Source organism: Ruegeria sp., from assembly GCF_040830605.1.
Taxonomy (GTDB): Bacteria; Pseudomonadota; Alphaproteobacteria; order Rhodobacterales; family Rhodobacteraceae; genus Ruegeria.
In genome coordinates this window covers 81,039-105,317 of record NZ_JBFOMD010000017.1, presented here as the reverse complement: position 1 = coordinate 105,317, position 24,279 = coordinate 81,039, and the positions used below count along the sequence as shown (strand labels likewise).

21 protein-coding genes and 1 pseudogene are annotated in these 24,279 nt (G+C 60.6%); 8 read left to right on the top strand and 14 right to left on the bottom strand.

Annotated features, from left to right (window positions below; all coding sequences use genetic code 11):
* From AB3N21_RS21065 to AB3N21_RS21045, 5 genes and pseudogenes are all read left to right on the top strand, one after another.
* A pseudogene (locus AB3N21_RS21065) lies at positions 1-171 on the top strand (alpha/beta hydrolase); the annotation flags it as partial.
* Positions 171-1,163, top strand: coding sequence for an alpha/beta hydrolase (locus AB3N21_RS21060; protein WP_367937044.1), 993 nt, complete (start codon positions 171-173; stop codon positions 1,161-1,163). The pseudogene AB3N21_RS21065 and the gene AB3N21_RS21060, both read left to right, overlap by 1 nt.
* Positions 1,163-1,591, top strand: a complete 429-nt coding sequence (locus AB3N21_RS21055; RefSeq protein ID WP_367937048.1) for a VOC family protein — start codon at positions 1,163-1,165, stop codon at positions 1,589-1,591. The genes AB3N21_RS21060 and AB3N21_RS21055 overlap by 1 nt, the downstream gene beginning before the upstream one ends.
* 17 nt (positions 1,592-1,608) lie before the next feature.
* A complete protein-coding gene (locus AB3N21_RS21050; protein WP_367937047.1) occupies positions 1,609-2,223 on the top strand; it encodes a hypothetical protein in 615 nt (204 codons plus the stop codon).
* Positions 2,224-2,292: 69 nt separating this feature from the next.
* Positions 2,293-2,994: an alpha/beta fold hydrolase gene (locus AB3N21_RS21045; RefSeq protein WP_367937043.1), complete on the top strand. Its 702-nt coding sequence runs from the start codon at positions 2,293-2,295 to the stop codon at positions 2,992-2,994.
* Here AB3N21_RS21045 and AB3N21_RS21040 read toward each other — a convergent pair.
* Together AB3N21_RS21040 and phaZ are read right to left on the bottom strand one after the other, a co-directional pair.
* Positions 2,991-3,572, bottom strand: a complete 582-nt coding sequence (locus AB3N21_RS21040; protein ID WP_367937042.1) for a DUF6151 family protein — start codon at positions 3,570-3,572, stop codon at positions 2,991-2,993. The two genes, AB3N21_RS21045 and AB3N21_RS21040, sit on opposite strands and share 4 nt — an antisense overlap.
* 3 nt (positions 3,573-3,575) lie before the next feature.
* Entirely contained in the window at positions 3,576-4,853 is a 1,278-nt protein-coding gene (phaZ, locus tag AB3N21_RS21035) for a polyhydroxyalkanoate depolymerase (protein ID WP_171178445.1), read from the bottom strand.
* A 111-nt stretch (positions 4,854-4,964) separates the two neighbouring features.
* On the opposite strand from phaZ, the gene AB3N21_RS21030 reads away from it, so the two are divergent.
* Both AB3N21_RS21030 and AB3N21_RS21025 read left to right on the top strand, forming a co-directional pair.
* Positions 4,965-6,767, top strand: a complete 1,803-nt coding sequence (locus AB3N21_RS21030) for a PHA/PHB synthase family protein (RefSeq protein WP_367937041.1) — start codon at positions 4,965-4,967, stop codon at positions 6,765-6,767.
* A gap of 131 nt (positions 6,768-6,898) precedes the next feature.
* Complete coding sequence (locus AB3N21_RS21025; protein WP_171178440.1) at positions 6,899-7,345, top strand: phasin family protein; 447 nt, start codon at positions 6,899-6,901, stop codon at positions 7,343-7,345.
* A gap of 255 nt (positions 7,346-7,600) precedes the next feature.
* On the opposite strand, the gene AB3N21_RS21020 is transcribed toward AB3N21_RS21025, so the two are convergent.
* From AB3N21_RS21020 to AB3N21_RS20980, 9 genes are all read right to left on the bottom strand, one after another.
* Positions 7,601-9,463 carry an adenylate/guanylate cyclase domain-containing protein gene (locus AB3N21_RS21020; RefSeq protein WP_367937046.1) on the bottom strand — a complete coding sequence of 621 codons (1,863 nt, stop codon included), beginning with the start codon at positions 9,461-9,463 and terminating at the stop codon, positions 7,601-7,603.
* A 270-nt stretch (positions 9,464-9,733) separates the two neighbouring features.
* Positions 9,734-10,078, bottom strand: coding sequence for a DUF427 domain-containing protein (locus AB3N21_RS21015; protein WP_367937040.1), 345 nt, complete (start codon positions 10,076-10,078; stop codon positions 9,734-9,736).
* Between the two features lie 78 nt (positions 10,079-10,156).
* The gene (locus AB3N21_RS21010; RefSeq protein WP_367937039.1) at positions 10,157-11,941 is read right to left on the bottom strand and encodes an aminopeptidase P family protein; all 1,785 of its coding nucleotides are present in this window, start codon (positions 11,939-11,941) and stop codon (positions 10,157-10,159) included.
* Between the two features lie 205 nt (positions 11,942-12,146).
* A complete protein-coding gene (locus AB3N21_RS21005) occupies positions 12,147-12,563 on the bottom strand; it encodes a potassium channel family protein (RefSeq protein ID WP_367937038.1) in 417 nt (138 codons plus the stop codon).
* A complete protein-coding gene (locus AB3N21_RS21000; protein ID WP_367937037.1) occupies positions 12,500-15,577 on the bottom strand; it encodes an efflux RND transporter permease subunit in 3,078 nt (1,025 codons plus the stop codon). The genes AB3N21_RS21005 and AB3N21_RS21000 overlap by 64 nt, the downstream gene beginning before the upstream one ends.
* A gap of 44 nt (positions 15,578-15,621) precedes the next feature.
* Positions 15,622-16,968, bottom strand: coding sequence for an efflux RND transporter periplasmic adaptor subunit (locus AB3N21_RS20995; protein WP_367937036.1), 1,347 nt, complete (start codon positions 16,966-16,968; stop codon positions 15,622-15,624).
* A gap of 74 nt (positions 16,969-17,042) precedes the next feature.
* Positions 17,043-17,534: an enoyl-CoA hydratase gene (locus tag AB3N21_RS20990; protein ID WP_367937035.1), complete on the bottom strand. Its 492-nt coding sequence runs from the start codon at positions 17,532-17,534 to the stop codon at positions 17,043-17,045.
* Between the two features lie 26 nt (positions 17,535-17,560).
* Positions 17,561-18,820, bottom strand: a complete 1,260-nt coding sequence (locus AB3N21_RS20985) for a ferric reductase-like transmembrane domain-containing protein (RefSeq protein ID WP_367937034.1) — start codon at positions 18,818-18,820, stop codon at positions 17,561-17,563.
* Positions 18,821-18,850: 30 nt separating this feature from the next.
* A complete protein-coding gene (locus tag AB3N21_RS20980; protein WP_367937033.1) occupies positions 18,851-19,336 on the bottom strand; it encodes a signal transduction protein in 486 nt (161 codons plus the stop codon).
* Between the two features lie 79 nt (positions 19,337-19,415).
* On the opposite strand from AB3N21_RS20980, the gene AB3N21_RS20975 reads away from it, so the two are divergent.
* Positions 19,416-19,934: a MarR family winged helix-turn-helix transcriptional regulator gene (locus AB3N21_RS20975; RefSeq protein ID WP_367937032.1), complete on the top strand. Its 519-nt coding sequence runs from the start codon at positions 19,416-19,418 to the stop codon at positions 19,932-19,934.
* Positions 19,935-20,226: 292 nt separating this feature from the next.
* On the opposite strand, the gene AB3N21_RS20970 is transcribed toward AB3N21_RS20975, so the two are convergent.
* The 3 genes from AB3N21_RS20970 to AB3N21_RS20960 form a co-directional block, all read right to left on the bottom strand.
* A complete protein-coding gene (locus AB3N21_RS20970) occupies positions 20,227-21,393 on the bottom strand; it encodes a winged helix-turn-helix domain-containing protein (RefSeq protein ID WP_367937031.1) in 1,167 nt (388 codons plus the stop codon).
* Positions 21,394-21,696: 303 nt separating this feature from the next.
* Positions 21,697-23,574, bottom strand: a complete 1,878-nt coding sequence (gene cobT, locus AB3N21_RS20965) for a cobaltochelatase subunit CobT (RefSeq protein WP_367937030.1) — start codon at positions 23,572-23,574, stop codon at positions 21,697-21,699.
* A complete protein-coding gene (locus tag AB3N21_RS20960) occupies positions 23,571-24,272 on the bottom strand; it encodes an aspartate/glutamate racemase family protein (protein WP_367937029.1) in 702 nt (233 codons plus the stop codon). The genes cobT and AB3N21_RS20960 overlap by 4 nt, the downstream gene beginning before the upstream one ends.
* Positions 24,273-24,279 lie beyond the last annotated feature (7 nt).

Below are 24,279 nucleotides of genomic sequence, written 5' to 3'. Positions count from 1 at the left end.
GGTACCGCCGATACCGCCGTCTCGACCGAAACCGCCCTGCGGCTGGTGGACCATGCCACCTGCGACGACATGCGCCTGCTCCTGGTCAAGGATGCCGACCACCGCTTTTCCGACGGGCCCTGCCTCGGCCTGATCGAACAGGCGGTGCTGGACGTGATGGGAGAAGCCTGATGCGGATGTTCGGCTGGCTGCTGGGGCGGCTTTTGCTGGCCCTGATGATCGTAGGTGGCGTGCTGTGGGTGGTCGGACCCTATGAAGAGGTCGACCTGTCGCCGTCCTTCGATCCCGGCAAATTCGGCGAAGGGGTTCAGGTCTATTTCGAGAGCATCGAAGCCGGTTTTGACGACATCACGCCGGGCGTCGAGAAACGGGTGATCTGGCAGCCGGGGGCCGAGGAACAGCGCACGCCGTATGCGGTGCTTTATATCCACGGGTTTTCAGCCACGTCGCAAGAGATCCGCCCGGTGCCCGACAAGGTGGCGCAGGCGCTGGGCGCCAACCTTGTCTATACCCGACTGCAGGGCCACGGGCGCGGCAGCGCGGCGATGGCCCAAGGTACGGCCTCGGGCTGGATGCGCGACGCCGCCGAGGCATTGGCCGCCGCGCGGGCCGTGGGTGAAAAGGTGGTGGTGATTTCCACCTCGACCGGCGGCACGCTGTCCGCCGCCGCGGCGCTGCATCCCGAGCTCAGCAAGGATGTCGCCGCCATGGTGTTCGTCTCGCCCAATTTCGGTGTGAACTCCGGGGCGGCCTGGGTGCCGACCCTGCCCGGCGCGCGGCACTGGCTGCCGCTGATCATGGGCGGCGAGCGCGGCGAGCCCGACCCGCACCCCGACAAGAACACCTACTGGACCACACGCTATTCGTGGGAGGCCATCGTGCCCCTCTCGGCGCTGGTCAAAGAGGTGGTGGCGCTGGATTTCGCCCGGACGCAAATCCCGGCGCTGTTCCGGTTCTCGGATGACGATAAGGTCGTGCGACATGACATCACCCATCGGATTGCAGGCGACTGGGGTGGACCGGCGACCATACAAAGGGTCGTTTTGGAGTCGAACGACGATCCCCACGCGCATGTTATCGCCGGGGACATCATGTCGCCGGGGCAGAACGAAGCCACCGTGGCGGGCATTCTGAACTGGCTGAAAGAACAGGAGATCGAATGATGGAACAACGGGTCAGCCTCATCAGCATCGGCGTCGAGGATCTGGAGGCCGCCGCCGGGTTTTACGAGCGGCTGGGCTGGACCCGGGTCGACAGCCCCGACGGGGTCATCGCCTTTGATCTGATCGGGCAGACGCTGGGGCTCTACCCGCTCTCGGCACTGGCCGATGAGATCGGGGTGGAGGCAGACACCCTCGGACGCGGCGCCCTGACGCTCAGCCACAACTGCCGGACCAAGGACGAGGTGGCCGCGTTGCTGGGCGCCGCCAAAACCGCCGGGGCCGAGATCCTGAAACCGGCGGCAGACGTGTTCTGGGGCGGCCATCACGGCTATTTCCGCGCGCCCGACGGCACGATCTGGGAGGTGGCCTTCAACCCGTTTTCGGCGCTTGGGCCCAAGGGTGAGTTCCGCTGGAACGGATACGGCTGATGCGCAAACCGGGCAGCATGTGGAGCCTCGAAACCCTTGGCCGCGTGCGCCTGTCGCGCCATTTCTTCATGCGCGATTTCCTCTATTCCGAGATCGGCAATTTCCACGAGAAACAGAACATCCCGGAAAACCCCGATCTGGCCATCGAGACGGGGCGGGCGTTTTGCGAAACCCTGATGGACCCGCTCGAGGAAACCTTTGGCCGCATCGCCGTGCGCTCGGGCTATCGCTCGCCCTCGCTCAACCGGTTCGGCAATGAGAACAAGCTCAACTGCGCCCGCAACGATCACCCGCTGGAATGCCATATCTGGGACCGGGGCGAAGGCGACGCGCGGATCGCGGGTGCTTCGGTGGTGATCCCGTGGTTTGCCGACCGCTATGCGGACGGGCGCGACTGGCGCGATCTGGCCTGGTGGATGCATGACCATCTGGATTATTCCGAGATCTGGTTCTTTCCCAAGCTCTGCGCCTTCAACCTGGTCTGGCGGCCCAATCCCGTGCGCCGGATCGACAGCTACATCGCCCCGCGGGGGCGGCTTCTGGCGGCGGGCGCCGAACCGGCTGAGCCGCTATCCGCGCGGGCCCGCCGCTATGCCGATTTTCCGCCGTTCCGGGGCATCCGCTATCCTTGACCTCGGCTGCAAATCCATCATTCTGCGCCTGAACGCGCGGGCATTCCGGGCCGCACAACAGGAGCTGCCATGATCGAGCCGTTGGTTTTGTTGCCGGGGATGATGTGCGATGCCCGGGTCTACCGGCACCAGCTTCAGCACCTGTCCCGCGACCGGGCCGTGACGGTGGCTCCGATCACGACCGGCGAGCGGGTCGAGGAAATCGCCTCGGGCCTGCTCGACCAGTTGCCGCACCGGTTCGCGCTGGCCGGGCTCAGCATGGGCGGCATCGTCGCCATGGAGATCATCCGCCGCGCGCCCGAACGTGTCTCGCGCCTGTGCCTGATGGATACCGAGGCGCTGGCGGACACGCCGCAGATCGCCGCCGCGCGCGAGCCGATGATCGTGGGCGCGCGGGCAGGGCGGCTGGACGAGGTGATGCAAGAGGCGATGCGGCCCGAGTTTCTGGCCCCCGGTCCCGGCCGTATGGAGGTGCTGGATTGCGTCTATGCGATGGCGCGCGATCTGGGGGGCGAGCTTTTCGTGCGGCAATCGCGCGCCCTGCAGCGCCGCCCCGACCAGCAGGGCACGCTGCGCAAGATCAAGGTGCCGACGATGATCCTGTGCGGCGCGCATGACGGGCTGACGCCGGTCAAACGGCACACGTTCATGGCCGAACTGATCCCGAATGCCGAGTTGCGGATCATCGAAGATGCCGGCCACTTGCCCACGCTGGAAACCCCCGAGGCTGTCACTGAGGCGCTGCAGCACTGGCTGGCAATGCCCGCCTAACGGTAAAGCGCCGCCCGTTCTTCCTTGCTGAGGATTGTGGCCTCGGCCACCGGCTCACCGGTCTCGGCGTTGAAAAACGGTGTGTTGCGCCAGCGGCCCGAGATGCGGGCCGAGATCAGGCGGCCCAGCAGCGCAAAGGCCGCGCGCCCAAAATTCTCATGCTTGTGGCCGCTTTCCGTCTGGATGAACCCCTTGGCGACAACCGGGCCCAGACGCTCGGGCTCGGCAATCCGCCGGACATTGAAGCCCGCAAACGGCAGCTTGACCGAGCGCATGGTGGTGGCAATCGGCGCGTTGCAGCATTTGGCGTACCAGCGGAACAACCCCTTGGGGCTCAGCCGCATCAGGGCCAGATGCTCGGCACCTTTTTCGATGACCACCGCGTCGGGGCTCATTTGAAAGATGTCCACCGGCCCCGGCGCCGGATCGGGCTGATCGAAATACAGCTCTCCGGCCCGGCAATCGGGACAATAGCAGACCACATGGGTGCCGCTTTTCAGCCCCTGGGGAGTGATATGGCCACTCAGGCTGCCGCAGTCACAGGTGAACGCAACCGGACCCTGCGCGCCCCGGGCCATGGATCAGGCCGCCGCGTTCTTGTTCGCGGGCTTGCGCTTGCGCGCCGGGCGCCGCGAGTTGGTGTTCATGAAGTCGATGACAAGCGGGCGGATGTTGTCGCGCCAGCTGCGGCCCGCGAAAATGCCGTAGTGACCGGCGCCGGGCTCGACATGGCTGGCCTTCTTGCTGTCGGGCAGGCCGGTGCACAGATCCAGCGCCGCGATGCACTGGCCGGGCGCCGAGATATCGTCATTGGCACCTTCGACCGACTTGACCGCCACATCGGTGATCTTGCCGATATCCACCTTGTGCCCGGCCACGATGAACTCGTTGCGGGCAATCTCGCGCTTCTTGAACACCCGCTCAACGGTCGACAGGTAGAACTCGGCGGTCATGTCCATCACCGCAAGATATTCGTCGTAGAACCGGTTATGGGCATCGTGGTCCGAGGCCTCGTCCCGCATCACCCGCTGGATCTGCTCGGAAAATGCCTTGGAATGGCGCTCGGCATTCATCGACATGAACGAGGCCAGCTGCAGCAGGCCCGGATAGACCATCCGCCCGACGCCCTTGTACTTGAAGCCGACGCGCTGGATCATCGTCTCTTCCAGCTGGCCCATGGTCACGCGGCGGCCGAAATCGGTCACTTCGGTCGGCGTCGCATCGGGGTCCACCGGGCCGCCGATCAGGGTCAGGGTGCTGGGCTGCGCCTTGGGGTCCAGCTCGGCCAGATAGGCGGTGGCCGCCAGGGTCAGCGGGGCAGGCTGGCAGACCGCGATCACATGGGTGTCGGGCCCCAGTTCGCGCATGAAATCAACCAGATAGAGCGTATAGTCCTCGACATCGAATTTGCCCGCCGACACCGGAATGTCGCGCGCATTGTGCCAGTCGGTGATGTAGACCTCGCAATTGACGAGCAGGCTCTTGACGGTCGAGCGCAGCAGCGTCGCGTAGTGCCCCGACATCGGCGCAACCAGCAGCACCTTGCGCGGCTGCTCCTCGCGCCCGTGCACCTTGAAATGCACCAGATCGCCAAAGGGCCGCTCGACCACCGTGGCGATCTCGACCAGATGGTCCTTGCCATCTTCGCAGGTGAAGGTGCGGATGCCCCAGTCGGGCTTGACCACCATGCGCTGGAACGTGCGCTCGGTAACCTCGCCCCAGGCGGCCATCCAGCTGAAAGCCGGGTTCGGCACCATCGAAAACAGCGGGTAGGATGCCATGGAATTTGCCGTCGCGCCCAACCACTGGTTGGTGTTGCGCATGGTTTCCATCAGGTCGTAGGTCATCATGTAGCGCATGAAATGGGCCTCCTGAGTATCAGCCTGAGAGTTCGGACCATTCGTCGCTTTGCTCCACCCTGCCCACGACGTTATTCTGCATAGCAGCGAGGTTAGGGGGGATTCCTTAAAATGACAACTAGTGACGGCAATACACCTCAGGTGACCGACGAACATATTGAGCGGCTTAAGGAAAATATGGAAAAAGTCGAAGCGCTCTCGAAACGTCTCGTCGACGTCATGGCCGGGAAAACGCCGCACACCCCCGCGCTCGACGGCCCGAATCAAGAGCTTTTCGCAAAGGCAGCAACGGCTTATTTTGCCGAGGCGTGGCAGAATCCCGCCAAGATTCTGGAACACCAGATCGAATATTGGGGCAAGTCCGTCCTGAACTTCGCCGAGGCGCAGCAGGCGATGGCCAAGGGCGAGATCGAGACGGATGAAAGCGCGCCAAAGGACCGCCGCTTTGCCAACCCGATGTGGGACACCAACCCCTATTTCAACTTCATCCGGCAGCAATACCAGACCAACGCCAAGGCCATCTCGCAGGCGGTGGCCTCGGTCGACGATATCGATGACAAGGACCGCCGCCGCCTGACCTACTTCTCGCAACAGATCATCGACATGATGGCGCCCACCAACTTTCTGGCCACCAATCCGGACGCGCTGGAAAAGGCGGTCGAGACCGAGGGGCAATCCCTGATCAAGGGGCTGGAAAACCTGGTCGCGGATCTCGAGGCCAATGATGGCGAACTGGTGGTGCGGCTGGCCGATGAAACGGCCTTTGAGGTCGGGGGGAATATCGCGACGACCCCCGGGGATGTGATCTATCGCAACCGGATGATGGAACTGATCCAGTACAAGCCCGCGACCGAAACGGTGCATGAAACGCCCATCGTGCTGTTTCCGCCCTGGATCAACAAATACTACATCCTCGACCTGAAGGCGCAGAACAGCCTGATCAAATGGGTGACCGAGCAGGGCTATACCCTGTTTGTCGTCAGTTGGGTCAATGCGGACACGTCCCATGCCGATATCGGGATGGAGGATTACATTCAGGACGGGTTCCTGACTGCCATCGAAGAGGCCAAGAAAATCTGCAAGGTCAAGCAGGTCAACGCCGTGGGCTATTGCATCGCGGGCACGACGCTCAGCCTGACCCTGTCGCTGCTGAAACAGCGCGGCGACAAATCGGTCAAATCGGCCACGTTCTTCACCACGCTGACGGATTTTGGCGAGCAGGGGGAATTCACGCCATTCCTGCAGGATGATTTCGTCAACGGGATCGAGGATCAGGTGAACAAGGACGGTGTTCTCAAGGCGTGGATCATCGGGCGCACCATGTCCTTCCTGCGCTCGAACGACCTGATCTATTCGCCCGCGATCCGCAGCTACATGCTGGGCGAGACCCCGCCCGCCTTCGATCTGCTCTATTGGAACGGGGACGGGGCCAACCTGCCGGGCCGGATGGCGATGCAATATCTGCGCGGATTGTGCCAGGGCAACGATTTCGTCACCGACGGGTTCGAGCTGATGGGCCACACCCTGCACATACGCGACGTGGACGTGCCGCTGATGGCGATCACCTGCGAGACCGACCACATCGCCGCCTGGAAGGACTGCTATCGCGGTGTGCAGCAGATGGGCTCACGCTCCAAGAGTTTCGTGGTCTCGGAATCCGGTCATATCGCCGGCATCGTCAACCCGCCCAGCAAGAAGAAATACGGCCACTACACCAACCCCGACCTGAAAGGGGATGCCGACACCTGGCTGAACGAGGCCGATTTCCACGAAGGCTCGTGGTGGCCGATGTGGGAGGCCTGGCTGAAAAAGCGCTCGGGCAAGCAGGTTCCGGCCCGCGATACCGGCGATTCGGATCACCCGCGCCTGGCCCCGGCCCCCGGCGGCTATGTGACGGTCAAGGCAAGCCGCTGATTTCAAAGTGAAAGCAGATTTTTTCTGCATTGCAGCAACAAAAAACTTGAAATGCTGCGATGCAGAAAGCATATTCCTCTCAAGCTGATGAAACCCGGGGTGGGCCCGGACAGCACAAAAGGATTAGGACAATGGCAAAGACCCAAGACTTTACCGCGATCATGAAAGACATGATGGGCGCATTCCCCGTTGACACCACCGCCATGGAAGGTGCCTTCAAATCGACCGCAGCTCTGAACGAAAAGCTGTCGGGCGTTGCTCTGGAAGCTGCCGAGAAATCGGCCGAGATCTCCAACAAATGGACCAAAGACACCCTGGCCAAACTGTCGGACATGTCGAAAGCAAAAGCCGAGCCCGCCGACTACGCCAAAGCCGCCACCGACTTCGCGTCGGCATCGGCCGAGGTTGCAGCCGAGAACATGGCCGCTTTCGCCGAGATCGCCAAGAAGGTTCAGATGGACACCGTCGAGCTGCTGATGGCTGCTGGCAAGGACATCACCGAAGATGCCACCGCCGCCGTCAAAAAGGCCACCAACGAGGTGACCGCCGCTGCCAAGAAAGCTTCGGCAGCCAAGTAAGACCCGCGTATTTGCACCCCTCTCCTCCCAACCAGGTGCAATCGCGAAGGGCAGGTCGCCAGACCTGCCCTTTTTCTTTTTGGGGTGCATTGTCGCCTATACAGGACAAAACGAACCTTAGTTGCGATGCTGCATGGCATGGCCAGTTTCTTGATTGCGGCGTGAACATGTCTGCCGATCGCCTATATCGTTTGTAAGTCGGAACAGCGAAAGAAATGCTGACCCGCTTTCCAATCATGATCGGTGAACGGTGCCTCACAACGGCATCCCTGAAGCCTCCATGGCTTCAAGCCATCGGTCCAGGGCACCCGGAGCGCTCCACATGCCAGTCAGGACATCCCGCTCCCGCGATACGGACCATTCGGGGTTTTCGGCAACAAAATCAGCCATCGCTTTGGCCGCCTTCTCCTGTTCACCAAGGCACTGATATGTCGCGGCAAGAACTTTGTTGGCGGCAACCGGCATCGAGGGCGTCGATCTAAAGGTTGCCAGCGCCTGTTCGCATTCGCCAATCTGCCACTGGATCAGTGCTTTGTCCCAATACAAGCTGTGTCCGTAGAATGGATCAATGCGCGCTGTCACCTCGATTTCTGCAAGAGCCTCGTCCGTTTTCCCGAGCCGGGTTAATGCGAGTGTCAATGCGCTGCGTGCGAAAGAAGACGATGGATTCAGTTCGATTGCACGACGAAAAGCGACAGCGGCAGCGTCGAGATCGCGGTTGAACATCAAAGCTCGTCCCAAAGCGTGGTAGGCTAGGAAATTGTTGGGGTCGAGCTCAACACCCCGGCGGGCGAGATCAATCATCCTTTTACGAAGTGCCTTTTCATCGCCTTCAATCCAGCCATAGCGCAGCCCGATGCGAAGCGACAATGCCTGTCCAAGATGGCCCCACGCGGAATCAGGGTAGTCTTTGAGGGACTGCTCCTGTTCTTCGATGTTTTTCAACAGGCTCTCGCGGCTGAAATTCCGCATGATCCGGCTTTGTGCGGCATTGGCAATCAACAAGGCGCTGACATCGCCTTCGGTCATACGTGCTTCGGCAGTGGCGACCACTTTGGCACCCACGGCATTGGCGACTTTCCGACTGATCTCGCTGTTTGTTTTCAGTAGTGCCTCCAGCGGCACGTCGATCTCGTCGGCCCAGATATGGGTTTCCGTATCCGCATCAATCAACTGTGCCGTCACTCTCAGCCGCTCCCCGTTGTATTGTTGGGAACCTTCCAGAACGAAGTCCGCCCCGAGTTGATCGGCAATCTCGGAGATACCTTCTTCGGAGTTACGGAACTTGAAACTGGAGCGACGCGAAATAACGGTGAATTCCTTGTAGCGCGCCAGCGACGTGATGATACCATCGCCTATCGTGTCGTTCAGTATGCCTTTAAGTTCCTTGGGGCTTAGGTCTTCGAACGGCAGTACCGCGATCACGGGCGGTTTGACTGGTTCCGACCGGAAGTAATACACCCCGGCCACAAGAGCCAGAATGACGAGTCCCGTGGCAATGGCTAACTGCAGAATCCCGCGACGCGGTGGCGCGCCCTGTGGTTCGGCTATGGGTGGTGGGGCTTCCATGGCCAGCGCCTGTGAGCGGTCGTCCAGCTCGATCCGATAGACCTCCACCGGCGCGGGGATGTTCTTGACAATCTGCGGCCCCATCGGAGCAAAGGTGAGGTCGAGTTTTTCGTTCACCTGGTCAAAAGTGCTGCGCGAAATGCATATCCCCCCCGGCTCCGCCAGCCCTTCGATCCGGGCGGCGACATTTACCCCGTCGCCGTAAATATCATCACCGTCGACGATGACATCGCCCACATTGATGCCGATGCGAAACTGGATCCGGTCGTCTTCTGGGAGCTCTCCCTGAGCCGCTGCGATGGCGTGCTGGACGTCGACCGCAAAGCTGACGGCATCGATCACGCTGGCAAACTCGACAAGGCTTCCATCACCCATGAGTTTTACGGTCCGGCCATGGTGCCGTTCGATCCGAGGGTCGATTTCGCTGCTCCGGAGTGCCTTCAGTGCCGCTAGGGTGCCGCCCTCATCTTGCCGCATGAGGTTGGAATAACCCTCGACATCCGCCGAAAGGATCGTTGTCAATCTGCGTTCCTGATGGTCTGGCTCCATCACATTGGCCTCCTGTGGGCCAGCCTAGCGCAAGGAGGAGCGTGGCGTCGAGGAGACTGCGAAGCGCAAGGAGGAGTGTGGCGTCGAGGAGACTGCGAAAAGGACGAGGGACTGGATAGCCGGACGAAAGACCGACGCCTGCTTCGGGCCCAATCCCGCCAATCAAGGATGGATTGAGCACCCGCAGGATACCCCGGTTTGCTCGACAGTCGTCCACATAAGAAAAGGCCCCCGAAACCGGAGGCCCCTCATCCCTAAACCAGGGCTATCTCACAACCGTTCGACCTTGACCGAATCCAGTTTCTCGAAGGCCAGATACTCCTTGATCTCCGCCACCGCCGGGATCGGGTTCTCGTAGGTCCAGACCGCGTTTTCGGTCACCGTGGACATGTTGACGATCGAGTAATAGTTCGCATCCCCCTTGTGCGGGCAGTGCGTTACCTTGTCGGTGCGGTCCAGGAAGGCCATCGCGATGTCCGCGCGGGGAAAGTAGATCACCGGGTCCAGATCACCCTCGCTGAGTTCCAGCGCATTGGTGGTCTCGCCCAGAATGGCGCCGCCCGAGCGGACGCTCCATTTTCCGCGCGCTTTGCGAATCCTGATGTGATCGGTCATTCCTTCTCCTTCCCTTCGTTCTGGCCCTTCGTCCCGGGCCGAACGTCTCCCCTGACTTATTAGTGTAACAGCCCGGTGTCAGACCGGCGCAGTTGCGGCATCCAACCACACCCGCGCGTCAGGGCCCACCCTCGGCCCCAGTTTTTCCGCAACGTCGCGGTGGTAGGCGTTCAGCCAGGCGCGTTCTTCAGGCGTCAACATATCGGTCACAATCAGCCGCCGGTCAATCGGAACATAGGTCAGCGTGCGCCAGCACAGCATCGCCCGCTCGGCATCGCCGCCGGACAGGGCGGGGGCCTCTTCCACCACCACCAGATTTTCGATGCGGATGCCAAAGGCGCCCTCGCGGTAATATCCCGGCTCGTTCGACAGGATCATGCCCGGTTCCAGCGGCACATGGCTGGTGCGCGCCAGCCGCTGCGGGCCCTCATGCACGCTCAGATAGGCGCCGACGCCATGGCCGACCCCGTGGTTGAAATCCTGTCCCGCCAGCCACAAGGGCAGCCGCGCCACGCATTCGATGTCACGCCCGGCCAGCCCCACCGGCCAGCGTAGCATGGACATGGCGATCATGCCCTTCAGCACGCGAGTGAAACAGGCCTTCTCCTCATCCCCAACCTCACCGATGGCGATGGTACGGGTGATGTCGGTGGTGCCGTCCAGATACTGCCCGCCGCTGTCGAGCACCAGCAGATGCCCGTCCTGCAACCGGCTGTCGGTCTCTTCGGTCACCCGGTAATGCATGATCGCACCATTGGGTCCGGTGCCCGAGATGGTCTCGAACGAGATATCCCGCAGCGCGTTATCCTTGCGGCGACAGGCCTCCAGCTGCGTGACCACCTGCGTCTCGGTCAGGCTGCCCGCAGGCTGCGCATCGAGCCAGCTCAGCAGCTCGACCACTGCCGCCGCATCGCGCAGATGCGCCTCGGCGGTGCCGGCAATCTCGGCGGCGTTCTTGCGCGCCTTGGGCAGGGCGCAGGGATCGCCGCCATCCACCAGCCGATCGCCCAACCGGTCCGCCACGATCTGCGGGACCGAGCCCAGATCCACCCGCACCGACCCCTCCAGCGCCTCCACGGCGCTCAGAAAGTCGTCCGGCGCGTGCGGCGTGACGCCATCCCCGAGGTGCAACCCCGCAAGTTTCTCAGCCGCCATGAACAGGTCCACCCGGCCATCGCCGTGCAGAATGGCGAAGCCATGCGCCACCGGGTTGCGGGGGATATCCGAGCCCCGAATGTTCAGCAGCCACATGATCGAATCCGGCAGCGTGATCACCGCCGCCGCGTGCCCCGCTCCGCTGAGTTCCTGCGCCAGCCGAGCGATCTTGTCCTCAGCACTTTCGCCTGCAAATTCCAGCGGATGCGCCTTGGCCGGGTTCATCGGCGGTGCGGGCTGATCCTCCCACACCCGATCCACCAGATTGTCACTGCGCACCAGCTCGATGCCCGAGCCCTCAAGCTCCTTCTGAGCCGCCTTGATCTGACCCGCCGCATGCAACCACGGATCGAACCCCACCCGGCCGCCCTCGGGTAATTGCTCCTTGAGCCACTGGGACAAGCTCACATCCGGCCACGGCACCGGCGTATAGATATCGGCCACCTGCGCCTTGACCTGGGTACGATAGCGCCCGTCTATGAACACCCCCGCCACGTCAGCCAGCGCCACACAAACCCCCGCCGAACCGGTAAACCCGGTCAGCCAGGCCAGCCGCTCATCCCGCGGCGCCACGTATTCGCCCTGATGCGCATCCGCCCGCGGGATCAGAAACCCGTCCACCCCCTCGCGCGCCATCTCCTCGCGCAAAGCGGCCAGCCGGGGCGGTCCCTGTTCCGGGCGTGCGGTTACTTCGAAGGACTGAAACATGACGGCCTCATTCTTGTCTTGCTACGGCGAAACCTGTGGCCTGCCGCAGCAAATGTCCATGCAGAACGTCGGATGACATTGACCTTTCAGCCGGAGACTGATCCGGACGAGATGTCCTGTGGTTGTGGCAAATCGCCGGAACGGAGCGCAGAGTACCGGATAATAGCGCAAGCATGAACGGCCGCTTTGCGAGTTGCCTGGGTTTCTACTTTCGAACTTTGAAACTGCTGACAAAAATCGCGGCGATCGTCGAAATTGTCGTGACGAATATCCCGATCCCACCAATCGTGAAGATCATTGTGAATATCTTCCCACCAGGGGTTTCCGGAGCAATGTCGCCATATCCAACCGTCGACATGGTGATAACCGAGAAATAGGCGGCGTCCAGAATGCTCCACCCCTCCACAAGCACATAGAATGTAGTGCTGACCACCACCAGCGACGCGGACATGGCAAGCAGGTGTAGGGACCTGCCATCAACCAATGCCTTTGCCAAAGCTCGAAACAGGTTGAAATAGTTGAGAAGAAAATTGCCCACTATACGAACCCGTCGTTTCTTCAGGCTGGCGCCACATGCTGCGCCGGGGTATCCGCCGAGTGCTTTTGTCTGTTTTCCTTCCATTTTTTGATATCGGCGATATCGAAATAGATCGCCAGCACACTCGGGAACACAAAGATCACCAGCAGCGTCGACGCCAAAAGCCCAAAGGCCACGGCGGCGACCAACGGAACGAGAACCTGCGCCTGTGGGCTGGTTTCAAACAGCATCGGCAACAGTCCTGCGAAGGTTGTGGCAAAGGAAAGAATGACCGGCCGAAACCGGTGCCTAACAGCCTCGACAGCGGCAGTCATATAATCGTCTGCCTCAATCTCAGCCTCGAAGAACGTCAGAAACAGGATGGCATTGTTCACAACGATCCCCGCCAGCGAGGCGAAGCCGATGAAGCTCGGCATGGAGATGTCGAGACCCAGTGCGTAGTGACCAAGTATCGTACCGATCAGGGCAAACGGGATGCTGAGCATCACCATGAAAGGCAAGGTGTAGCTGTGAAACTGAAACGCGAGAATCAGGTAGACACCAACGAGTCCCATCAGCAAGGCGTTGGAAATCGAGGCCTGGGTTTTCCGCTGCTCTTCGGTCGCGCCGCCAATCCCGACACTGACATTGGGAAACTGCTGGCGTAGCTCCGGTGACAGCTCATCAGTGATCAAGGCCGAGATTGCAGTTGAGGTTGTCGCCTTTCGATCAATCTTGCCCACGATCCGCGAGATGGCTTTTCCGTTCTTTCGGGTGATCTGTGCATAGGCGTTCGTCAACTCGATATTGGCAACGGTGCCCAATGCAACCTGTTCTCCGCCGGCGACCGTCAGCGGGAACTGCTCCAGATCGGTCAGTGCCGGAACGGTGTCACCCAGTTCGACGCGAATACTCACGTCCGACAATTGCTGGCGAAAGCTGTCGGTCTCGGTTCCGGAAAAGGCGGCGCGAAGCTGTCTGCTGATTGCCTGCGGCGTCAACCCGATCACATAGCCGAACTCGGTCAGCGAAAGGCGTATCTCAGCGCGTCCCTTGGAAAAGTCCTGATAAGCCTCGGTGACGTCGTCACGCAGGATCAGCCTTTCAAGCAGGGCGTTGGTTGCGGCTTCCAATTCATCCAGATCTCGCGAGGCGAGTTCGACATCCAAATCATCGCCACCGGGGCCGGCCGCGATCTGAGTGAAATTGATCTGAACAAGGTCGGGCAGGGGGCCCGTGGCTTGTTTCCAGTGTGCCAGCACATCGTTGGCAGCGATGTTTCGCCGATCGCTTTCCAAGAGATCCGCCGTCACAGTCGCGGTATACGCGCCGTTGTCTTTCACATCCTGATTGGCTGAGTATTGGACCAGCACGCGCTCGACCAGGGGCCGGGCACCTTCGGTGTCTTTCGTCAGTTCGGTATCGACCTGCTCAAGCCCGTCCAGGATCTGCGCCACGGCGGATTGAGTGTGTTCGATAGACAGCCCGGATGCCAACGCAAAACGCACCTCGACCGTGTCGTCTTCTGTTTCGGGAAACCCCACGACCTTGACCAACCCTGATGCCAGAAATCCGATGCTGAGGATCAGGATTGCAAAGACCGAGCCAAGCGTCGCGTAGCGCCAGCGCAATAGCGCGGCTGCGATGGGAATGATGATCTTGTCTCTGGCCTGATCGAGCAGCCTGGGCACAATTCTCCCGGCGTTTTTCTCCGGATCTGCATGCGTATGGCTCATGTGGTTCGGCAGGATCAGAAACGCCTCGACCAGGCTGGTGATCATGGTGAGAAGCAGCACGATCGGAATGACTTGCAGAACTTTGCCCGTCTCACCGGACAGAAACATCAGCGGTCCGAAAACGCAGGCCGTCGTCAGAAAGGACGAGATCACACCGGGCATTACCTCGGTCGCGCCCTTTATTGCGGCCTCTTTCGGACCAAGCTTGCGGCGCCATTTTGCTATGTTGTCGGCGATGACGATGCTGTCATCCATGATCAGGCCAATCGCCATCAGAAGACCGATCAGAGAGATAGTGTTGATGGTGACGCCCGCGGCCCCCATGAGGAATATGCCGCCCAGAAACGAAAACGGAAGAGAGAAGGAAATCCAGATAGCCTCGGACATCGAGAAGAACAGGCACATGACCAGCACGACCAACAGAAGGCTTTGTCCGGCATTGCTCAAAACCAGATTGATCCGCGTTTCAACGGTTTCCGTCAGATTGTTCACAACCGATATGCGAAACGGATCTGGAAACCGGTTTTCTTCCTCGGCGATCCTTTCGGCCACTTGGGCAAAAGCCTTGATCGCGTCATCGCTTTTGGTTTTGCTGACCTGAATGATCGCGGCGCGATCTCCGTCGATATAGGACTGCTGCTCCGGGGACACTTCCGTCAGATGAACCCGCGCAACGTCGACCAAGCGTACGACACCCCCGTCGGGGTTTTCCAAAAGCACAAGGTTTTCCAGGTCGCTCACGGAGCGGCGCGCATCGAAATACCTTAGGGTCACTTCGCGCCCGGTGGTGACGACAGTGCCAAGTGGAGCGCGAAGGCTGCGCGCTTCGACCGCGTCAGCCACATCCTGTGGGCTGATCCCGAAGCGGCGCAGTGCGAGTTGATCGAATGAGATGCGGTATTCCGCATCAGAGATGCCGGTGACTTCGGCGGTCGCAATCATCGGCAACGCACCAAGTTCGTCGGCGAATTCATCTGCGTATTGGATCAACGCGCCTTGCGTATCGATCCCTGAAACCGCGATCGACGCAATGACTTCGGTTTGGCCCAGGATCGTGACAGACGGCAATTCTGCTTCGTCCGGCAGGTCGTTGATGCTCGATACTTCGGACGAAATATCATTGTAGAACTGGCCGATGTCGCCACTTTCAGCCATGGTCAGTGTCGCGGTGGCTGCATTTTCCACCGACAGGCATTCAAAGTCTTCCAGGTCGTTCACCGCACCAAGCGCGTCGTCGAGAACAAGACAGACTTGTTCATCCACATCGCTTGCCGACGCGCCCGGATATTCGACCGAAACCGAAACTTCACTAGCCGTGAACTCCGGAAAGCTTTCCCGTTCCATCTTTAGCAGGGCCGACACGCCAATGAAACAGACCGCCAACAGAACGAGGTTTGCCGCGACCGGGTGACGTGCAAAATACGAAATCATGAGCCTTGACCCGGAGTGACTTCAAGCGGCTCCAGTAACATTCCGATGACGGCGGGGCGTGGGTCGGACAACACCAGACGATCGTTTTCCGAAAGGCCGCCGAGAACCACGACCTGATCGCCCTGAACCGATCCGATATCGATGTTTCGACGGGTCAAACGAGATTGGTCATCGACCACATAGACAAAGCTGTCCGCTCCCTCAGAATGTATGGCTGCGCGCGGGATTCGCAGTGCCTCGACCGGCTCGGGTGCAAAAAGACGGACCTCGACAAACATGCCGTTTGTCAAAGGGGGACCACGCCGTTCCGGATCAGAGGCGCCCGGGTTTTCGATGCGAACAACCAGCCCGACGGTTCCGGTGGTCGGATCCGCGCTGCCATCAAAGCGGACCAGCTCAGCGGGCCAAACATGGGATTGACCGCCGGCTGACATGATCACTTCGGCCTGCAGATCGAACCTCTCAAGCAAATCGAAGGCATCTAATGCGCCGAGATCGGGCGTTGCATCCAAAGGGCGGATACCGTCGATGACGGTAAACAGATTGCCCAGCACCCGGGTCTGGAACTCGGCCGTAACCTCAGAGGCGCTGGTGCTTTCGATAGTGGCAAGGGTGTCACCGACGCGGACGAATTGCCCCGGTGACACCGATTTGGCGATCACACGTCCGATCAGGGGAGTTTTTATGGACGTGTTCGCCAATGCGCGCTCCGCTTCTTCGATCTCCACGACGCGGGTATCAATCGTGGCCTGAAGCGATGCGCGTTGCGCAGGAAGCAGGCGCAGCGCGTTCTCGAGGTTGAGAACCATCTTTTCCTGAGACAGAAGATCTCGGATGGCCGTATCCACGACCGCTTGCGCGACGCTTCCCCGCTCCAACAGGGTTTCCTGCCGCTCCAGTTCCGCGCGACGGACATCCTCGATCCGGGTTTCCAACTCAATCGTTGCTTTCGTGTTTTTCTCCGTCGCTTCCAACTCGTCCAACTCGGCCTGTGCGCTATCGCGCGAGGCCGTGGCACGGGCCAAAGCGATCTCGTAATCCCGCGGGTCGATCCGGACAATTCCGGTGCCACCGGAAAGGACGCTGCCCACGGTCAGATCTTCATCCACAAAAACCGCCCGACCCTGCACCTGGGAAATGGCCAGCCAGGTGTCTTGCGCCACAACGCGGCCATATCCCGACGCAGAGGGCACTGCCTTTGACGGCGAAAGGGTCATCGTGCGCACGACCGTGACGGATTCAGCAGGTGTTGCCTGCTCTGCAGGATCGGGCGCGGTCAGCCACATGTAACCGCCGATCCCAAGCGCCAATGGGGGGAGAAAAAGCAACGGGCGGAGGTTCATGTCATATCTTTCCTCGTGTCAGCCAGACGTGGTTCGACAACTGCCGGAGCCTTGAGTTCATGAGACGCGCCTTGTCAGGTTGTGCTCGTGGATCCAGCGCGTTCAGCCTTTGTAATGCCGGGCTTGAAGGCACCCATAACCATCTCGGTTATCAGCGGCACAATGTTTGAAATGCCGACCATTTTTTCTTTGTTTTCGAAGGCATGAAATGCATCGCTCAGTTTCCCATCGGGAATCGAGGCTTGGGCCAGGTCAAGAAGCTGCGGCATCATCGGCACCAGAAAGACAAAGGCGTTGACGGTCAAAAAGGCGGTCATCGCCAGCTTGATACGCATCCACCATGCGCGCTCACCGAACCCAAAGAACTGGATCAGATCGATCAAGATCTTCAGGCCCAGCCCCGGCAGGATCAGGATGTAGGCACTTTGCAGTTTGTAGTTGTAGATGAATTCCGCGGTTTCCGGTGCCGGATGCGGATTGATTGCGCCGATCACGATGTGGGACAGAATGCCGCCCACATACATGATGGTTCCGATTTCTGCGACAAAGGCGAGCAGTTTTTTCATGTGATTTCTAACTGTATTGTAGGAGCTTACCGGAACTCAAAAGCTTCGGTGTGGATCTTGCGACGCGGTACGCCCTCGGCCTTGAGGTCTTTCATGAGACCATCAACCATCGGCTTGGGGCCGCACATGAAATACTCGTAGCTGTTCAGCGGATCGGGCAGCTTCTGCTTCATCATGTCGACACGCGCAAAGTTGCCTTCGTCCGAGAAGAGAGGCACCAGGGTGACACTGCCAAGCTGGGCTGCGCGGTCCCTTAACTCATCCAGAAAGATGGCGTCCTGTTCCTCGCGCGCGGCGTAGACCAGATGAATCTGCCGCTTGTCACCGGGTTGCATCGCCCGGAGCTTGGACAGAAACGGGGTCAATCCGATCCCACCGGCCAGCCAGATCTGTTTCTGACCAGCGCCTTCGGCGTCGAAGCGCCCATAAGGTCCGCGCACCATGACCTCTCCTCCGGTCTGCAACTCTTCACGTACCTTGCGGGTCCAGTCGCCCAGCACCTTCATGGTGAACTTCAGCCGGTCATCTCCCGGCGCGCTGGAAATGGTGAACGGGTGCGGTTCGTTCCAGCCTTTCCCGGATATCTCAACAAAGGCAAACTGCCCCGGTTTGAAGTCCAGCGTGCGATCGGAGGGCTTCAAAACAACCTCAGTCGCCCGTTCCAAAGCGTTTACGGCTTCGATGGTGAACGGAATGGCTGTACGTCGGTTCATTCCAAACACCGAGTAGAACAGGCAAACGATACCCATGATTGCAGCAGCCAGCAGCAACAGGCCCGAGGGGCTGAACTGTAGGACAAAAACGGGGGGAGCTGTGAAGAAATGGCCAAAGATCAGCAGGTAGACCAGCCCCATGATCTTGTGCGTCGGGCGCCAAAAGGAATAGCGGATTTTTCGGTTCAGGGCGATGAACAGCCCAATCACCAGAAAGATCAGCCCCAGCATGCCCAACGGTGCTGATGGAACCATGGCATTGAGCGCCGGATCGGCACCGGCCGGCAACGCCTTCGGCACGCCAAAGAAATGAACCAGTGCAAACAAGGCCGCCAGAACGCCGATGACACGGTGCACCTGGTACATTCGATCCAGGCCTCCAAGCCAGTCCTCAAATATGGCGGCCCGGGTGGACAGGATGATGGCACATGTCATCAGCAGAAACGCGATCCCGCCCAAAAGGGTCGTGCCCGTCGTACGTGGGTCATGGGTTTCGGGGGCAAAGCCCAGATGCAAAACCGTGAATAGTGCAATCAGGCCAATGATTGCAAAAATACCTTGCCTTCTCAGCATCGCTCCATTTCCTCTTGTTTGATCGACACATCAAAGATCGGGGTCCAGGGCGGCCCTCAACGCCACCATGACGGGGAACCCATTTAGGAACTCACGCTCTGTCAGGACCGCATCCCCATTCAGATCCGCTCGCTGGAAATCGAAGTTCATCGATTGGCGATGCTCGGTTTTGTTGATCTCGCCGTCTCCGTCACGATCGCGGAAGGCAAAGACGACCCTCAGCGCGGTCACGTAGGCATCCATCCGATCACGCTCTTCGGCGACCGAAACCATGCCGTAATCCCACCCCATGTACTCGTCGAACGAGATCTTTCCGCTTTCATCGCCGTCCATCGAGGCAAACACATCCGTCCCGAAAGTCGTGAATTCGCCCATATCGATGAAACCGCGTTCCGCGCTGTCGACGGATGCAAAGGCCAGCTCTGCCAGCCTGCGCCCTTCATTCTCATCTGCGGCAAGTATCGTTGGCGCAGCCAGCAATACGCCCAGGGACAGGGAGATGATCTTCTTGCTCATGAACAGTGCCTTTCGAATGGTTCGACTCAAAGGTGTGCTTGACTTGTTTTCGCAATACTTGCATCTACAAGAATTGTAAATGCAAAATCTACTGCAACACTTGCTCGTTGCAAGCATTGGGGTTAATGCCATGATCAGGAGTGCATTCCTGATGACGCAAATCAAAAGTACAAAGCACATTCGTGAGGGAAGCTTCGGGTTCCTCATCCAGACGCTTGCCCGCGACATCGACGCAAAGATGAAGTTGGCGCTGAAAGAAGTGGACGTTGACGTCAAGATTTTCGCCAACTTGATGCTGTTGGCGGATGAAGATGGCATCAACCAGCGGTCCTTGGGCGAGAAACTGAATTTTCCTGAGTATTTCACCAGCCGAAATGTCGATGCGCTGGTAGAGGCCGGATTCGCCGAGCGACGACCTGATCCCAACAGCCGCCGGTCGTTTTTGATTTACCTGACCGAAGCGGGGCGCCAAAAAGCCTCTGAGCTTCCCAGGATCGTCAAGCGGGTGAACGATGACGTGCTATCCGACCTGACAACGGCAGAGCGACAGAGGGTGGTGAAACTGCTCCAAAAGGCCGCCGGCATTAGACCTGAGTAGGGCGTCGAAACTTCAGGGCGATCATTTGAACCGCGAAATGAGGGGTCAAGCGGAACGCGTGGTGGATCATGTTACTTGGTTGGCGCCACCTTGACGGCATCGGCCAGATAGCTAGAAGCAAAGAACCTGACACTCGCCTGCAGTTTGCAAATGGTCCCTACAGGGGTCATTGGCTCAGAAAAGCTCGACGTTTGGGGCAAGCTTGCCTGACGAGCCGGTGTAGCTGTATCCAGAACCCAGCTTCGTCGGCTCATTGGCGCGACCGTCAACAGTCCACAACCCAGGCACCAAGCTATTCCCCACCCCCGAGGAACTCCTGCAGGGTCTCGATATACGTGTCGTAGACGTCGTTGCCCGGCAGCGGAATGTGATTTGCGGTTTCCAGAATGACCAGCGAGGCGTCGGGAATGCCCGCCGCTAGCTTCCGCGCCTCGGACAGCGGATGCACCGCACTGTTGCGCCCGTGCAGAACCAGGGTCGGGCATTGCACCTGAGGCAGCAGATGCAGGACCGAAGCCGTGTTCCCGCTGTCCCGCTGATACAGCTTTTGCTCGACGGAATAGAGCGCCTGCATCTCGCGCACGATCTCGCGCACGGTGTCCAGCGGCCCCTCGGGGAAATAGCTCAGCAACGAGCCGACGGCATATCCGCTGCCGGGGTCCTTCCAGCCTTCGATGATGAGGGTGCGGATCGAATCCGGCCCCTCCACATCCTCGCGGTGGTCACGGCCCTCGGCCCAGCCGCCGACGATGGCCAGCCTGCTGACGCGATCCGGATACTGGGTCGCAAACCGAAGCGCCGAGAATATGCCCCCGAACTCGGACACGATGGCAAAACGGTCAAACCCCGCAGCCCGGGTCACCGCAAGAATATCCTCGGCCACGCCTTCGTAATTGGTGTGACAGGGATCGTCCCAATGGGTCTGGTCGCGCTTGTTGTAGCGCAGCATGGTGAACCTGGCCTCCATCGCCCTGAGATAGGCGCGTTCCGAGGTCAGCCGCCATTCGGCCTCCAGATCATACACGATCGAGCCGACCCGAAGGACCGGCGGGCCGTCTCCCGACAGGGCAAATGCAATCGCCTGACCGGCACTGCCGCGCGCATATCTCAGTTGCTGGGCGCTCCGGTTGCTGTCACGCGCCGGACCGGCATCGTTCCTGACCTCCGCCGCCATTTGCAGACCGCGCCGCACAACCGTCTTGATGATCCGCTGCGCCTTGCCGTCATCGCCCACCGCCTTGCGGGCCGCCGCGATCCGGGCGCTGATCGTCGAGTCCGAGACAAAGCGGCCGTTCCAGACCCGTTCGATGATCTGGTCCCGCGCGACCAGCTTGCCCGGGCTCTCGGCCAGCAGTTCCAGCAGGTCGAACACCTGCGGCTCTACCGGAACCGTCTTGCCGCCGCGCAGCAGCACGTGGCGGTCGACGTCCAGCACACAATCTGCAAATTCATAGCGCATGGGCCGAATACACTCCGTTTCATCCGGGGTCACAAGGTTGAATAGCTTTCCCAAGGGTTTCTCGGGCGTTTCTCAGGGCCGCCTTCAAGCGGGCAGGCCTGGGGATCGCCACATTGGAGGCAACCAGACAGGAGACCCCCAAATGATGCCCCCATTCGATACCGCATTACTGCGACATCCCGCCGTCAGGCACAAACCCAAGCGCGCCGGTCTACAATTCAAACCGGACAACCGGATCATGCAGATCGCGCTCAGATGGCTCTCAAGTTTCGTGCTCCACCCGACACGGCAGGGCCAGCAAACCTAGCTGGCCTTTTTCATCCCCATCACCCGGGCACGCGCCCGCGGGTCGCTGTCGAACAGGGCCGCCAGCTGTTCGGTCATCGCACCGGCCAGTTGCTCCACATCCGTGATCGTCACCGCCCGGTCGTAGTATCGCGTCACATCGTGGCCGATGCCGATGGCCAGAAGTTCGACCATCTTGCGCTTTTCGACCATGGCGATCACGTCGCGCAGGTGTTTTTCCAGGTAATTCGCGGGGTTGACGCTCAAAGTTGAATCGTCGACCGGCGCGCCATCGGAGATCACCATGAGGATCTTGCGCTGCTCGCGCCGCGCCAGCATCCGCCGATGCGCCCATTCCAGCGCCTCGCCGTCGATGTTTTCCTTCAGCAGGCCCTCTTTCATCATCAGACCCAGATTGGGCCGCGCCCGCCGCCAAGGCGCATCCGCGCCCTTGTAGACGATGTGGCGCAGATCGTTCAGCCGCCCGGGCTGCTGCGGTCTGCCATCGTTCAGCCACGCCTCGCGTGCCTGACCGCCTTTCCACGCCCGGGTGGTAAAGCCCAGAATCTCGACCTTCACATTGCAGCGTTCCAGCGTCCGCGCCAGAACATCGGCACAGATCGCGGCGATGGAAATCGGACGCCCGCGCATGGACCCCGAGTTGTCCAGCAGCAGCGTCACCACCGTATCGCGGAACTCGGTATCCTTCTCGACCTTGAAGCTCAGCGGCGTCGTCGGGTTCGCTACCACCCGCGCCAGACGGCCTGCATCCAGAATGCCCTCTTCCCGATCAAACTCCCAACTCCGGTTTTGCTGCGCCTGCAACCGGCGCTGCAGCTTGTTGGCCAAACGGCTGACAGCGCCTTTCAAAGGCTCCAGCTGCTGGTCCAGATAGGCCCGCAACCGCTCCAGCTCGGCAGGCTCCGCCAGATCCTCGGCGTCGATCTCCTCGTCATGGGTGTTCAGATACACCTTGTAATCCGGATCGGCCTCGGAGGCGGGCGGCGGGGCAGGCGGCTCCAGCGGCGCCTCGCCCTCGGGCATCTCGGCCTCATCGCCCATCTCGTCCTCGGCCATCTCGTCCATCGAGACCTGGGCCTGAGACTGGTCCTGCTGCTCTTCCTGCGTCTGCTCGGGGTTTGCGTCGGCGTCCTGTTCGTCCTGATCGTCCTGCCCGGTGCTGTCGGGATCGGGCTGTTCGTCGGCGTCGTCCTCGGCCTGATCCTCCTGATCCTCGTCCAGCTCGTCGGGGTCCTCGCCCAACTGGTCGCCATAGCCCAGATCGTCGATCACCTGCCGGGCGAACCGGGCGAACTCGGTCTGGTCCGACAGGATCTCCTGCAGGTTCTCCAGCGTCCCGCCCGCCTGCTCCTCGATGAAGCCGCGCCACAGGTTCATCACGTTTTCGGCGGCTGGCGGCAGATCGCGCCCCGTGGCCAGATGCCGGATCAGATAACCCGCCGCCACCGGCAGCGGCGCCTCGGACGGCTGCTTGCACTGGTCATAGCCGCGCCGGATCGCCTCGTGGCTGATCTTGACGTCGATATTGGACGCGGTCCCCGGCATGTCCCGCGCACCCATCGCCTCGCACCGGGCCGTCTCCATCGCCTCATAAAGATCGCGCGCCATATCACCGGGGGGCGCATAGCGGTTGTGCGTCGCATCGTCGTGATACTTGCGCTGCAACGCCAGCGCATCCGCCGTCCCGCGCGCCAGCAGCACCTCTTCGCGGCTCATCCGGCGCGAGACCTGCGGCAGGCGCATCGAGTCGCCCGACATGCCCGACGGATCGACCGTATAGCTGACGGACAGTTCAGGATCGTCGGCCATCACCTTGGTGGCTTCGGCCAGCGCCTTCTTGAACGGATCGGCAGGGTTGTCGGAGGGTTTGCTCATCTGTCTGCCCCTGCTTGCTCAAGCGTCATCTCACGGGTTGCCAGCCGCGCCAGCACATCCACATGCACATCCAGCGCGTCAACCACAGTATACCCCGGGCTCTGCCCGTCAAAGGCCAGATTCAGATCGGTGCCCGCCAGCACGATGGCATCCGCGCCCAGATCATCCACCATGCGCTGTCCCGCGCTCAGAAACGTCGCCCGGTCCGCGTCAGAGCAGGCGCCCGTCACGGCCATATCCAGATAGGTCTGCCCCAGGGTCTCGATCTCGTCCTCAAGCGCCACCGCCCGGGTCTGCACCAACTGCCCGTAGAGCTTCGTCCGCATCACCACCCGCGTGCCCAGCAGCCCCACGGTCCCGTACCCTTGCGACGCGAAATATGCATCCAGCGGTTTGACCGCCGAGACCATCGGCAAAGACGACCGCGCAACGGTTTCTGCGTAACAGAAATGCCCGCCCAGAGAGGTGATCGCCGCGCAATCCGCCCCGGCCGCTTTCAGCCGGTCGATTAGCCCCGCATAGACCTGCGCCTGCGCCTCCCGCTCATCCGCCAGATTGTTGCGGATCAGCTCCTGCACATCCGCCTGCACGATGGTCAGCTCCAGCGGCTTGCCGCGCGCAGCCACAGCCGCACTCAGCCGCTGATAATAAACCACCGTCGCCGCAACTCCGATCCCGCCAATCAAGCCGATATGCATGGCGGAC

Excerpts from the sequence above, each read along its gene's own strand:
- AB3N21_RS21060 (WP_367937044.1), top strand. The coding sequence starts at position 171 with ATGCGGATGTTCGGCTGGCTGCTGGGGCGGCTTTTGCTGGCCCTGATG.
- AB3N21_RS21055 (WP_367937048.1), top strand. The coding sequence starts at position 1,163 with ATGGAACAACGGGTCAGCCTCATCAGCATCGGCGTCGAGGATCTGGAG.
- AB3N21_RS21050 (WP_367937047.1), top strand. The coding sequence starts at position 1,609 with ATGTGGAGCCTCGAAACCCTTGGCCGCGTGCGCCTGTCGCGCCATTTC.
- AB3N21_RS21045 (WP_367937043.1), top strand. The coding sequence starts at position 2,293 with ATGATCGAGCCGTTGGTTTTGTTGCCGGGGATGATGTGCGATGCCCGG.
- AB3N21_RS21040 (WP_367937042.1), bottom strand. The coding sequence starts at position 3,572 with ATGGCCCGGGGCGCGCAGGGTCCGGTTGCGTTCACCTGTGACTGCGGC.
- phaZ (WP_171178445.1), bottom strand. The coding sequence starts at position 4,853 with ATGCGCTACATGATGACCTACGACCTGATGGAAACCATGCGCAACACC.
- AB3N21_RS21030 (WP_367937041.1), top strand. The coding sequence starts at position 4,965 with ATGACAACTAGTGACGGCAATACACCTCAGGTGACCGACGAACATATT.
- AB3N21_RS21025 (WP_171178440.1), top strand. The coding sequence starts at position 6,899 with ATGGCAAAGACCCAAGACTTTACCGCGATCATGAAAGACATGATGGGC.
- AB3N21_RS21020 (WP_367937046.1), bottom strand. The coding sequence starts at position 9,463 with ATGGAGCCAGACCATCAGGAACGCAGATTGACAACGATCCTTTCGGCG.
- AB3N21_RS21015 (WP_367937040.1), bottom strand. The coding sequence starts at position 10,078 with ATGACCGATCACATCAGGATTCGCAAAGCGCGCGGAAAATGGAGCGTC.
- AB3N21_RS21010 (WP_367937039.1), bottom strand. The coding sequence starts at position 11,941 with ATGTTTCAGTCCTTCGAAGTAACCGCACGCCCGGAACAGGGACCGCCC.
- AB3N21_RS21005 (WP_367937038.1), bottom strand. The coding sequence starts at position 12,563 with ATGGAAGGAAAACAGACAAAAGCACTCGGCGGATACCCCGGCGCAGCA.
- AB3N21_RS20995 (WP_367937036.1), bottom strand. The coding sequence starts at position 16,968 with ATGAACCTCCGCCCGTTGCTTTTTCTCCCCCCATTGGCGCTTGGGATC.
- AB3N21_RS20990 (WP_367937035.1), bottom strand. The coding sequence starts at position 17,534 with ATGAAAAAACTGCTCGCCTTTGTCGCAGAAATCGGAACCATCATGTAT.
- AB3N21_RS20985 (WP_367937034.1), bottom strand. The coding sequence starts at position 18,820 with ATGCTGAGAAGGCAAGGTATTTTTGCAATCATTGGCCTGATTGCACTA.
- AB3N21_RS20980 (WP_367937033.1), bottom strand. The coding sequence starts at position 19,336 with ATGAGCAAGAAGATCATCTCCCTGTCCCTGGGCGTATTGCTGGCTGCG.
- AB3N21_RS20975 (WP_367937032.1), top strand. The coding sequence starts at position 19,416 with ATGCAAAATCTACTGCAACACTTGCTCGTTGCAAGCATTGGGGTTAAT.
- AB3N21_RS20970 (WP_367937031.1), bottom strand. The coding sequence starts at position 21,393 with ATGCGCTATGAATTTGCAGATTGTGTGCTGGACGTCGACCGCCACGTG.
- cobT (WP_367937030.1), bottom strand. The coding sequence starts at position 23,574 with ATGAGCAAACCCTCCGACAACCCTGCCGATCCGTTCAAGAAGGCGCTG.
- AB3N21_RS20960 (WP_367937029.1), bottom strand. The coding sequence starts at position 24,272 with ATGCATATCGGCTTGATTGGCGGGATCGGAGTTGCGGCGACGGTGGTT.